We start from the raw sequence: 11,554 nt of genomic DNA, 5'->3' as shown, positions 1-11,554 counted from the left end.
GACATCGACAGCGCGGTGCAGGCCTCCCACTGGCCGCGGGGTACGGCGTCGATAGACCGGCCCGCCGCGCGGCGACGGACACCCCGCACAGCGCCCCCCTCGGCTACACGGCGGCCGTCGAGCTCTCCTCCGACCAGCTGCTGCACAACCGGCACAAGCCCGCCAGAAAGCAGAAGCAGGGCATGTCCCGCTTCAAGCTCGGCGGCAAGGCGGCCGAGGAGGAGCGCCAGCGCCGTTACGAGCTGCTGCGCACCCCCGTGCTGTCCTGCTACCGGATCGCGGTGATCAGCCTCAAGGGCGGCGTCGGCAAGACCACCACGACGACGGCCCTCGGCTCGACGCTGGCCACCGAGCGCCAGGACAAGGTCATCGCCATCGACGCCAACCCGGACGCCGGCACGCTCGGCCGCCGGGTGCGCCGCGAGACGGGGGCGACGATCCGCGACTTCGTGACGGCGATCCCGTATCTCAACAGCTACATGGACATCCGCCGGTTCACCTCGCAGGCCCCGTCGGGCCTGGAGATCCTGGCGAACGACGTGGACCCGGCCGTCTCGACGACGTTCGACGACGAGGACTACCGCCGCGTCATCGACGTCCTGGGCCGGCAGTACCCGCTGATCCTCACCGACTCGGGCACCGGTCTGCTGTACAGCGCGATGCGCGGGGTGCTGGACCTCGCCGACCAGCTCATCGTCGTGTCGACGCCGTCCGTGGACGGTGCGAGCAGCGCCAGCACCACGCTGGACTGGCTGATGGCGCACGGCTATCAGGAGCTGGTGCAGCGCAGCATCACGGTGATCTCCGGGGTGCGCGACACCTCCAAGATGATCAAGGTGGAGGACATCGTCGGGCATTTCCAGCAGCGTTGCCGCGGTGTGGTGGTCGTGCCGTTCGACGAGCATCTGTCGGCGGGCGCCGAGCTGGATCTGACGATGATGCGGCCGCGGACCCGCGAGGCGTACTTCAACCTCGCGGCGATGGTCGCCGAGGACTTCAGCCGGGCCCAGCGGGCGCAGGGCCTGTGGGCGGGCGAGGCCGGCGGGCAGCAGCCGCCGCACATGATGCCGCCGCTGCCCGGCCCGCCCCAGGGCGCGCAGCCCCCCGGCGTCCCGCAGCCGCCCCACCCCGGCGCCCCGAATCAGGGCGGCCCGCCCCCCGGCGGCGGTTACGGCTGGCCGCCCCGGCAGCAGTAGGTCACGCGACGGGCCCGTCCCCTACGCGGGACGGGCCCGCAGATGACAGGCGACGCCGGGCTCCCCCAGCACCGGCAGCCGCGTCCGCCGGCAGTCGTCCGCGACGGCCGCCGCCGAGCCGTCCCGCAGTGCCGGACAGCGCGGGTGGAAGCGGCAGCCGCCCGGCACCTGGGTGGCGTCCGGCGGTTCGCCGGTGAGGATCTGCGGTTCGCCGACCGGGCTGTCCGGGAGGATCGACACCAGCGCCCTGGTGTACGGATGGCGGGGCCGCGTCAGCACCTCGTCCACGTCCCCGTACTCCACGATCCGCCCGAGGTACATCACGGCTATCCGGTCCGCGATGTTCCACGCCAGCCCGAGGTCGTGGGTGACGACGACGGCCGACAGCCCGAGTTCGTCCCGCAGCCGCAGCAACAGGGCCAGGATCTCCCCCCGTACCGACGCGTCCAGCGAGGCCACCGGCTCGTCCGCGATGATCACCGTCGGGTCGAGCACCAGGGCGCCGGCGATGACGACGCGCTGGCGCTGGCCGCCGGACAGCTCGTGCGGATAGGCCATGAAGAACTTCTCCGCCGGCCGCAGCCCCGCGCGCGACAGGGCGTCGGCGACGCGTTCGCGCTCGTCGTGGTGCAGCCCGTGGATGCGCAGCCCCTCGGCCACCGCCTCGTACACGGTGTGCCGGGGGTTGAGCGCGCCGGTGGGGTCCTGGAGGACGAGCTGGGCCTCGCGCCGGTACGCCTTGAGGTCCTTGCCCCGGTAGCCGAGCGGGCGGCCCCGGAAGAACACCTCGCCCGCCGTGGGCCGTTCCAGCCCGAGGAGCGTGCGGGCCAGGGTGGTCTTCCCGCAGCCCGATTCGCCGGCCAGGGCCAGGATCTCGCCGGGCCGCAGTTCGAGGTTGACGCCGTCGACGGCCCGGGCGGTGCGGCCGCCGGGCGCGCGGAAGCGGACGCCGAGGTCGCGGCAGCTCAGCAGGGGTTCGGTCACGGGAACGACCGCCTGGGTCATACGTCCGCCTCCTTCGTCGCGGGCACCCGCAGACACGCCGCCCGCCACCCCGGTCGTACGTCGAGCAGGGTCACGTCCGTCGTGGCACAGGCGTCCAGGGCCACCGGGCAGCGGGGGTGGAACGGGCAGCCGCCCGGCAGCGCCGCCGGGTCGGGCGGATCGCCGGGGAGCCCGCGCGGCCGGCGCCGGGCCGCCGTGTCGCCCACGGTGGGGAAGGCGCCGGCCAGGCCCTCGGAGTAGGGGTGGCGGGCGGTGGTGAACACCTCGTGCGCGGGCCCGTACTCGACGAGGCGTCCCGCGTACATCACGGCGAGGCGTTCGCAGGTGTCGGTCAGCACGGACAGATCGTGGCTGATCATGACGAGTGCGATGGACCGTTCGGCGACGAGGGACTTGAGCAGCCGCAGCACCTGCGCCTGGATCATCACGTCGAGCGCCGTCGTCGCCTCGTCGGCGATGATCAGGTCCGGTGAGCAGGCGAGCGCCATCGCGATCATCACGCGCTGGCGCTGGCCGCCGGAGAGTTCGTGCGGGTAGCTCTTCGCCCGCCAGGCCGGCAGTCCGACGGCGGCCATCAGCTCCACGGCCCGGTCCTCGGCGGCGGCGCGCTCCACGCCCTCGTGCAGCACGATGGGTTCGGCGATCTGCCGCACGATGCGCTGGACGGGATTGAGGGAGTGCATGGCCCCCTGGAAGACGATCGACGCCCGGGCCCAGCGGACGGCGCGCAGCCGCCCCCAGCCCATGGTCAGCACGTCCTCCCCGTCGAGCAGGATCCGCCCGGTCACCTCGGTGCCGGGCGGCAGCAGCCGCAGCACGGCGGCGGCCAGCGTCGACTTCCCGCAGCCGGACTCCCCGGCCAGGCCCAGGGTTTCGCCGGGGTCCAGGGTGAGGGAGACGCCTCGTACGGCGGGGATCGGGCCGCGGGAGCCGTGGTAGGTGATGCGCAGGTCGTCGATGTCGAGGACGGGTGTCATGGTTCGGTGTCCCCTTCCGGTCAGCGGTCGTCGCGCAGGCGCGGGTTGAGGACGGATTCCATGGTGCGGCCGATGAGGGTGAAGGACAGCACCAAGGCGAGGATGGCCAGGCCCGGTGGCAGCACGTACCACCAGGCGCCGTAGCTGACCGCCCCCTCGGCCTGGGCACGCGCCAGGATGATGCCCCAGGAGAACGAGCGCGGATCGCCCAGACCGATGAACGCCAGGGACGCCTCGGAGAGGATGGCCGCGGACACCCGCAGCGTGGCGCTGGCCAGCACCAGCGGCATCAGGTTGGGCAGTACGTGCCGGGTCATCTGGTGCCAGTCGCCGGCGCCGAGCGCCCGGGTGCGTTCCAGATAGGGCCGTCCCTCGATGGACAGGGTCTGGGCCCGTACGAGCCGGGCCGTCGTCGCCCAGGAGTTGAGGGCGATGGCGGTAATGATGACCCACTTGCTCGCCGACCCCAGGGCCACGACCAGGGCAATCGAGAGAATGAAGGCGGGCAGCACGATGAACCAGTCGGTGACCCGCATCAGCAGCCAGGACAGCCAGCCGCCGTAGTGCGCCGCGACCATCCCGACGACGGTGCCGAAGGCGACGGCGATCACCGCGGCCGTGAGACCGATCTGCAGCGACACCCGCGCACCCCAGACGATCATCGTGAGGATCGGACGTCCCGTGCGGTCGGTGCCGAGCCAGAACTCCCCGCTGGGCGACTCCATCCGTCCGCCGGGCGCGGTGGCCGCGTTGAGGTCGGCGCGGTCGGTGTAGAGCGGGGCGAGGACGGTGGCCAGGATGATCGCCAGCAGCACCACCAGACCGATGACCCCGCTGGTGTGTTTCGCGTATGACCGGCAGAACGCGCCGAACGCGGCGCGGCGGCGGAACCAGACGATGGCCCGCGCGGACTGCGGCCGCTCCGACCCGGAACTCTTGATCACGTCCGCGGGCACCGGAGGCGGTGGTGACTCGGTGGTGCTCACGCGGACCTCCGCACTCTGGGGTCGAGGAACCGGTAGAAGATCTCGGCGAGGAAGTTCACCAGAACGGTCGTGCCGGCGAAGAACACAAACAGCAACTGGAGCAGCGGGATGTCCGGGATCTTGATCGCCTGGTAGAAGGTCAGACCCAGACCCGGCCAGCTGAAGACGGTCTCGGTGAGCACCGAGCCGTTGAAGATCGTGCCGAACTCCGCCGCGGCCAGGGTGATCGTGGGCAGCAGCGCGTTGGGCACCGCGTGCAGGCGGCGGACGTGGTCGTCGCGCAGGCCCTTGGCGCGGGCCACCGTCAGATAGTCGTTGCCGCGTTCCTCCAGGATGGAGGTGCGCATGATCAGCACGTACTGGGCGTAGAGCACCGCCGCCATGGTGAGGGCGGGCAGCACCAGATGGTGGGCCACGTCGAAGAACTCGTCCCAGAAGCCGTCGCCGACGCCCCGGGTGGAGTGCATCCCGTTGACCGGGAACCAGCCCAGCTTCACCGAGAACGCGACGATGGCGATCATGCCGAGCCAGAAGGTGGGCGTGGACCAGAGCGTGAGCGACACCCCGACCTGCACCTTCTCGCCGGTGCTGCCGCGCCGCCAGCCGGACCGGGCACCCACCCAGGTGCCGAACGCCGCCGCGAGGATCATCGCCGTGGCGGTGAGCAGCACCGTGGCGGGCAGCCGCTCCCACAGCAGGGTGGTGACCTTCTTGTCCGAGACGTACGACGTCCCCCAGTCCATCGTGAACAGCGACCGCAGATACTCCCAGAACTGCACCCCCATCGGCTCATCCAGCCCCAGCCGCTCCCGGATCGCGGCGACCTGCTCGGGAGTCGCCGGAGTGTCACCGACGACGGCGTCCACCGGATCCCCGGCCAGTACCCGGAAGATGAAGAACGAGGTGAGGACCACCATCACCAGCGAGACCAGCGCCCCGGAGAACTTCACCGCGACAAAGCGCAGGAACTCACCGCGATAGGCCCGGCGCAGTACAGCCGCCTGCGCGGGATCGGACTGCGGGGTACCGCCCGGGGCGGCGGACGGCTCCGCCACCCCGGTACGGGATATGTCCGCCACGCGCGCCTACTCGCGCTCGCCGACGGTACGGCGCCGCTGGACGAAGAACACGATCCCGCCGATGACGACCACACCGGCGACAGCGGCCCCCGCGATCACCCCGGTGCTGGACCCGGAGTCCCCGCCGTCCCCTTCGTCGCCGCCTACGAGATGGGCCTGCGCGTAGCCGTAGTACGACTGCTGCCGGGCGATCGCCCCGCCGCTGGAGGGCAGTGTGCCGAAGCCGGTCCACTTGCCCGAGTACGCCTCGAGCGCGTAGTCGTACCAGAGCACGATCTGCGGCGCCTGGTCGTACTCGATCTTCTGCATGTCCTTGACGATCTGCCCGCGCTTGGTGACATCGGGCTCGGCGACCTCGGCCGCCTGCAGCGTGTCGAAGTCCTCGTTGCACCAGAACGCCATCGTCAGCCCCGTCGGCTCGGCCTTCTCCGGGCGGCCGCGGTCGCAGGTGTAGTACTCGTAGTCCTCGCCCGGATCGGGGCCGAAGTTCCAGGCGCCGAAGGTGATGTCGAACTTGCCCGCGTCGCCGTCCTTGTTGAGCGGGTCGGACTCCTTGGACTCGGGCTTCAGCTCGATGCCGAGCTCCTTGACCCAGGTGACCAGGAAGTCCACGACGTCCGCGTAGGCGGGGCGGTCGGAGTGGTAGAGCAGGCGGAACGACAGCGGCCGCTTGCTCCTGGGGTCGATGCGGATACCGTCGCCGTTCTTCTGCGTGTATCCGGCGTCGTCCAGCAGCTTGTTCCCGGCCTCCGCGCTGACCTCGACCTTGTCCGCTCCCGGGTCCCAGTAGTAGTTGGGGAAGATGGGGGCGACCAGGCCCACGCCCGGGGTGCCGTTGCCGTCGAGGATGCGCTCGATCAGCTGGTCCTTGTCGATGACGTGGTGGATGGCCTGGCGCACCGCCGGGTCCTCGAGCGCGGGGTGGCCGTCGCCGAGCTTCTCGCCCGATCTGGTCTGCGCGCCGGTGTTGAACTCGAGCATGTCGAGGTGGCGGCTGGGGGCTCGGTTGATTTTGATGCCCTTGGTCTTTTCCAGGGCGGTTGCCTGCTCGGGGTTCAGGCTGTCGAGGAAGTCGATCTCGCCGGCCTGCATGGCCTGGACGGCGGCCTCGGCGGTCTCGTAGTTCTGGAAGACCAGCTCGTCGTACGCGACGGGCTTGCGCCAGTAGTTCTTGTTCGCCTCGAGGACCACCCGCTCCTTGGGCCGGAACTCCTTCAGCGTGAAGGGGCCGGACGTGGGCTGGCCGGGCTCGCCCTGGTACTCCTCCGGTTTGGCGATCTTGCTCCACACATGCTCGGGCATGATGTGGAAGTTGTTCATGTGGTTCATGATTCCGCTGGGCTTGTCCAGCGTGACCACCAGCGTGTGCTCGTCCGGGGCCTCGACGGAGGTGATCGGGTCCACCAGGCTGGTCTCACTGCCGGCGAGGACCTCGTTGCCCTTGATCAGGTCGAGGGTGAACTTGGCGTCCTTCGACGTGATGGGCTTGCCGTCGGACCACTTCGCCTTGGGGTCGAAGTGGTACGTCCAGGTCTTGCCGTCGGGGCTGAACTCCCACTTCTCGACGATGCCGGGAGCGGGGGCGTAGTCCTTCTGCCCCCAGGTCATCATGGGCTCGTACATGAGGTTGTTGATCTCACCCTGGATCACCCAGCCGGAGTCCAGCGGGTTCAGGTCCTCGAAGTCGTTGAGCCCGACCTTGCCGACGACGAGCACCTTCTTCCCGCCGTCGTCCTGCGCGCTCGCCTGCGGCACACCTCCCGCGAGCGCCACCGCCACGGCGAACCCCGCGCCGAGGGCGGCGGCGCGCCGCGCGGAGGTCCAGCTGCGTCTTACGGCCACCGATATCGTCACGGATTCTCCTTCGCCAAGGTCCCGTTCCGCTGGTGCGGAGTTTGCGCTTTCCGGGGCGGCGGCAATCTTCGGCGGGGGCCGTGATTCGCGGTCGTAATGAAATCGTCGCCGGAGCTCATTGGTGTAGTCCACGGGAGGTTCGGGCGGCGTGAACCTTCACCGGGGCGCCTTCTCAACTGGCTACGCTGGATGCTCTGTTGTCACACAGGAGGCTGACGCACCCGTGACCCGGCCGACCCACCGTCCGGCGGCGGCGCTCCGCCGGCTCGCCGACCTGACCGACTTCGGCTGGGACCGGGTGCACGCCTTCGGCGAGGGGGCGACGGCGGAGGAGGTCGAGAAGGTGGCGGGTGAGCCCGTACTCGACGACAACCGCTACTACGACCAGGGGAATCTGCTCGTCTTCGAGGAGGACGGCGAGGTCGTCAAGGCCGTGACACTGGTGCCCGGCCCGCTGACGTACGACCGCACCACCTGGGACGCGGACACCGTGGTCGAGCCGGCGACCGACCGCCGGCCGACGGTGCTGAAGCTCGCCGACGGGTCCTAGGCGCCAGCCTCGGCGGTCAGGGTGCGGCAGCTGTCGACGTCCTGCTTCATCCGGTCCAGGAGGTCCTGGAGCGTGGCGAACTTCTCCTGCCCGCGGATGTACGCCAGGAAGTCCACGGCCACGTGCAGCCCGTACAGGTCGAGGTCCACGCGGTCGATCGCGTACGCCTCCACCGTCCGTTCCGTGCCGTCGAACTGGGGGTTCGTGCCGACGGAGATCGCCGCCGGCATCCGCTCGCCCTTCGCCGTGAGCCAGCCGGCGTAGACGCCGTCGGCGGGGATCGCGGTGTGCGGGAGGGTCTCGACGTTCGCCGTGGGGAAGCCCAGCTCGCGGCCGCGCTGCGCGCCACGCACCACGACGCCCTCCACCCGGTGCGGGCGGCCGAGGATCTCCGCCGCGCCCGCCACGTCGCCCTCAGCCACCAGCCGGCGGGTCAGGGTGGACGAGAACGGCAGGCCGCCGCCGGCCTCGCCGGACACGTACAGGTCGATGACCTCGACCTCGTAGTCGTACGTCTCCCCCAGCGACGCCAGGAACGCCACGTCCCCGGCGGCCCGGTGGCCGAAGCGGAAGTTCGGGCCCTCGACGACGGCCTTCGCGTGCAGCTTGTCCACCAGCACCTTGACCACGAAGTCGGCCGGCGCCAGCTTCGAGAACTCGGCCGTGAACGGCAGGATCAGCAGCGCGTCCACGCCGAGCTCCGCCATCAGTTCCGCCCGGTAGTGGTGCGCGGCCAGCAGCGGCGGATGGCTGCCGGGCCGTACGACCTCCGACGGATGCGGGTCGAACGTCACCACGACGGACGGGACGCCCAGCTCCCGGGCCTTCTCGACGGCCCGGCCGATGATCAGCTGGTGCCCCCGGTGTACGCCGTCGAAGGATCCGATGGTGACGACACTGCGCCCCCACGCCTCGGGGATGTCCTCCAAGCCACGCCAGCGCTGCACTCTGCCCGCTCCTCGACAAATCGACCGTCTCAGCTGTCCATGATGAGGCATGGACGCGGGACCAAGCCTCCCATGCCCGGATGGTCACCCCGCGCGGCGGGGGCTCGCCACGCCCGGGGTCCGCCGCATACCGGGTCCCGCGGCGGCCGCGGCGGCCTCGGGATGCCGGGTCGCGTACTCGGCGGCGAGCTCCGCCGCGTGCCGCGCGACCACGGGATCGCGCTCGGCCGCCAGGGTGCGCAGGACGTCCGCCGGGCCGGTCCCCGGCTCGTCCAGCCGGTCGCGGAGGGCGGCCAGCACGGGCTCCGGGTGGGTGGCGAGGGCCGGTACGAGGTCGGCGGGGGTGAGACAAGGGTCACCGGCCGCGAAGAGCGACAGGGCGGGCGTCAGATACGCCTGCCGGGTGCGGGGATCGTGGACCAGGATCGCCAGCGCCGCGCCCTTGAACCCCCCGGGGCGGGAGAGGAGCGCGAGCGCGGCGCGGGCGAGGAGCTCGCGGTCGGCGTCGGCGGTGGCGTGCCGGGCGGCGCGCGGGCCGTACACGGCGGCGGCGGTGTGCCGGGCGGGGCGGGGGTCGTGCGCCCAGCGGTCGACGGCACGGCAGAGGTCGGACGGCTCGTCCTCGCACAGGGCGGTCAGGAGGCGGCCGGCGCGGGGGTGGGCGGTGTCGGCGAGGGTGTCGGTGAGCGCGTCGGGGGCCGCGGCGCGGTGGGTGTGCAGCAGCGCGGTGGCGGCGTCGCCCACGGTCACCCTGGAGCGGGCGGACACCGGCCGCTCGTCGTCGAACCACCGGGCCAGCAGCGGCTGTACGGCGACGGGGTCGGCGGCGAGCAGCTCGCCGGCCTCGCGCAGGAAGCGGGAGGGGCGGGCGGGGTCGGCGGGGACCAGCAGCCGCAGCAGCTCCAGACGGTCCGCGGCGGTGAGCGGCAGCCGGTGCCAGAAGGACGGGCCGAAGGGGGCGAGGACGGGGCCGGCGGGATACACGGGCAGCTGCTCGGCGAGGAGCCGCAGCACCGGAAGCTGCGGCCCGGCGTCCGGGACCCGCAGCAGGGTCTCCCCGAGCAGATGGGCGGCCCACCAGGCCCCCGGGGCCGGCGGCTCCGGGGCGGTGTGTGCCCAGGCGGCGACCGACACCGCCAGGGTCGTCAGCCGGGCGCGCAGGGCGTCGGGACCGTGCCGCCGTCCGACCAGCAGCAGGGCCTCGACCAGCGGGCCGATCCGGTGCGGGGGCACGGACGCGGTGCGGCGCTCGCGCGGCTGCGGGTCGGTGAGCAGGGGGAGCGCGGTGTCGAGATCGAGGTGGGCGCCCTGGAGCCAGTCGCCGAGCTCCTCGTGGGCGAAGCGGTAGCCGGCGCCGGCGGGTTCGAGCAGGCCCTCGGCCAGCACCGCGCCGGCCAGCCCGTCGGTCCAGGGGAACAGCTCCTCGAACGCGGCCCGGTCGAGCTCCCCCTGCCCGGGGCCGAGGCAGCGCCGGGCGGCCTCGTGCACCCGCCCGGCGACGCGGGCGGCGGTACGGCGGGGGTCGGCGGGGGTGATCCGCCGCGCGACGCGCAGACATGTCAGGGCGAGCCAGGCGTCGAGGATGTCGCACCGGCGCGGGACTCCGGACGGGGGCTGCGGGGCGGCGGCACGGATGTCGGCGAGGAACCGCAGGGCGAGGGGGTGCCGGGCCGCGTCGGGGTGGACGGCGCCGCCCGGAATGCCGTACCGGGCACGGACGTCGGCGGCCTCCCCGGGCGTGAGGTCGCCGACGCGGACGCAGGGCGGGAGGGTGCCGCAGGGGGTCTCGGGGCGGTGGAGGATGCCGGCGGGGAGCCGGCCGGCGGCGTGCTCCCAGAACTCGGGACGGCAGGCGACGATGAGCCTCGCCCCGTGCCGGCGCAGCCAGTCGGCGGTCCGCGTACTCCAGACGCCGAGGTCGCGGGCCAGGACGGGGGGCATCTCCTCGGGGGCGTCGAGGAGGACGACGAGGGGGTGTCCGGCCTGCCGGGCGAGCGCGGCGGCCTCCTCGGGGGACGGGCCGGGCAGGACGCGGTGGAGGGCGTCGCGCACGCCGGTGTCGGTGAGGCGGAGGTCGGCGCCGCGGAGGTGGATCGCGGGGGCGTCGGTGCGGTGGGCGAGGGCGGCGAGTTCGGTGGTACGGCCCGTTCCGGGGTCGCCCACCAGGGCCAGGAGGTGGGTGCCGGCGCCGGCGAGGAAGCGGTCGAACTCGGCGCGGACGCCGGGGCGTTCGGTGGGGGGCGGGGGCTTCGGGAGGCCGGCGGCGGTGAGGGTGCGGAGGCCGGCGAGGTTGAGGTCGCGGCCGTAGCCGGGGACGGTGCGGCCGTTGGCCTCGAGGACGGCCGCCAGCTCCTCCGACCACTGGCCGGCGGCGCGGGGCAGGACGGCGTGGCAGCGGCCGCCGCCGGCGCCGTGCATCGCCGTCCCGAGGACGGCCCGGACGGTGTGGGTTCCCGGGTCGACGAGGGGAGCTCCGGCGGTGTGACCGCAGGGGTCGGGGTCGACGCCGGTGAGCTCGAGGGCGGGCTCGATGAGGTGGAAGGCGTCGGTGGCGGTGTACGTGACCGCGCCGAGGGCGGTGGCCTCCGTGTTGAGGGTCTCGCGGGGGAGCCGCAGGCTCAGGGCGGTGCCGGGGGCCGGAGGCTCGCCTCCGGCCAGGAGGAACGCGGGGCTGCCCCTGAGGGCGTCCGCCCGGACGAGGGCGAGGCCTTGGCCGGGGAGGGGGGTGATGTCGTGGGCCTCGACGAGGACGGTGGTGTCCGCGCCCGGGGCGTGGAGGACGACGCGGGGGAGGCTGTCCACGGCGGCGTGGCTGGTCAGGAGGGTGCCGCTGTGGGGGTCGACGAGGAATCCGGTGCCTCTTGGCCTGCCGGCCAGGTCTCGGAGGGTGAGGGTTTGCGGTTCCTGCATGTACGCCCCTTTTGCTTGTGCTTCAGGGGGTGTTCTGGCCGGTGGGGGGT

At 72.6% G+C, this 11,554-nt stretch carries 9 protein-coding genes; 2 read left to right on the top strand and 7 right to left on the bottom strand.

Annotation, left to right across the window (positions count from 1 at the left end):
- The first annotated feature begins 182 nt into the window (after nt 1–182).
- The gene (locus SRB5_RS35340) at nt 183–1,196 is read left to right on the top strand and encodes a MinD/ParA family ATP-binding protein (RefSeq protein ID WP_407704032.1); all 1,014 of its coding nucleotides are present in this window, start codon (nt 183–185) and stop codon (nt 1,194–1,196) included.
- Nucleotides 1,197–1,217: 21 nt separating this feature from the next.
- Here the strand turns inward: SRB5_RS35340 and SRB5_RS35335 are convergent, their stop codons facing one another.
- Genes SRB5_RS35335 through SRB5_RS35315 form a run of 5 tightly spaced genes read right to left on the bottom strand, consistent with a single transcriptional unit; the run spans nt 1,218 to nt 7,097 of the window.
- Nucleotides 1,218–2,201 carry an ABC transporter ATP-binding protein gene (locus SRB5_RS35335; protein WP_153457894.1) on the bottom strand — a complete coding sequence of 328 codons (984 nt, stop codon included), beginning with the start codon at nt 2,199–2,201 and terminating at the stop codon, nt 1,218–1,220.
- Nucleotides 2,198–3,178 carry an ABC transporter ATP-binding protein gene (locus SRB5_RS35330; protein ID WP_153457892.1) on the bottom strand — a complete coding sequence of 327 codons (981 nt, stop codon included), beginning with the start codon at nt 3,176–3,178 and terminating at the stop codon, nt 2,198–2,200. Before SRB5_RS35330 ends, SRB5_RS35335 begins: the two co-directional genes overlap by 4 nt.
- Before the next feature lie 20 nt (nt 3,179–3,198).
- On the bottom strand, nt 3,199–4,164 hold the full coding sequence (locus SRB5_RS37675) for an ABC transporter permease (protein ID WP_323379034.1): 966 nt from the start codon (nt 4,162–4,164) through the stop codon (nt 3,199–3,201).
- A complete protein-coding gene (locus SRB5_RS35320) occupies nt 4,161–5,243 on the bottom strand; it encodes an ABC transporter permease (RefSeq protein ID WP_323379033.1) in 1,083 nt (360 codons plus the stop codon). The genes SRB5_RS37675 and SRB5_RS35320 overlap by 4 nt, the downstream gene beginning before the upstream one ends.
- A 6-nt stretch (nt 5,244–5,249) precedes the next feature.
- A complete protein-coding gene (locus SRB5_RS35315; protein ID WP_153457890.1) occupies nt 5,250–7,097 on the bottom strand; it encodes an ABC transporter substrate-binding protein in 1,848 nt (615 codons plus the stop codon).
- Between the two features lie 223 nt (nt 7,098–7,320).
- Here SRB5_RS35315 and SRB5_RS35310 point away from each other — a divergent pair, with 223 nt between their 5' ends.
- Nucleotides 7,321–7,647: a hypothetical protein gene (locus SRB5_RS35310; RefSeq protein WP_153457888.1), complete on the top strand. Its 327-nt coding sequence runs from the start codon at nt 7,321–7,323 to the stop codon at nt 7,645–7,647.
- Here SRB5_RS35310 and SRB5_RS35305 read toward each other — a convergent pair.
- Entirely contained in the window at nt 7,644–8,594 is a 951-nt protein-coding gene (locus tag SRB5_RS35305; RefSeq protein ID WP_323379032.1) for a bifunctional riboflavin kinase/FAD synthetase, read from the bottom strand. The genes SRB5_RS35310 and SRB5_RS35305 overlap by 4 nt on opposite strands.
- A gap of 84 nt (nt 8,595–8,678) precedes the next feature.
- Complete coding sequence (locus SRB5_RS35300) at nt 8,679–11,504, bottom strand: serine protease (RefSeq protein WP_153457884.1); 2,826 nt, start codon at nt 11,502–11,504, stop codon at nt 8,679–8,681.
- Between the last annotated feature and the right edge of the window lie 50 nt (nt 11,505–11,554).

The sequence above is a fragment of the Streptomyces smaragdinus genome (genome assembly GCF_009604385.1).
In the GTDB taxonomy this organism is placed as follows: Bacteria; Actinomycetota; Actinomycetes; order Streptomycetales; family Streptomycetaceae; genus Streptomyces; species Streptomyces smaragdinus.
Note: the sequence above shows the minus strand (reverse complement) of the source record. Positions and strands in the feature narration are given on the sequence as shown.

Excerpts from the sequence above, each read along its gene's own strand:
- SRB5_RS35340 (WP_407704032.1), top strand. The coding sequence starts at position 183 with ATGTCCCGCTTCAAGCTCGGCGGCAAGGCGGCCGAGGAGGAGCGCCAG.
- SRB5_RS35335 (WP_153457894.1), bottom strand. The coding sequence starts at position 2,201 with ATGACCCAGGCGGTCGTTCCCGTGACCGAACCCCTGCTGAGCTGCCGC.
- SRB5_RS35330 (WP_153457892.1), bottom strand. The coding sequence starts at position 3,178 with ATGACACCCGTCCTCGACATCGACGACCTGCGCATCACCTACCACGGC.
- SRB5_RS35300 (WP_153457884.1), bottom strand. The coding sequence starts at position 11,504 with ATGCAGGAACCGCAAACCCTCACCCTCCGAGACCTGGCCGGCAGGCCA.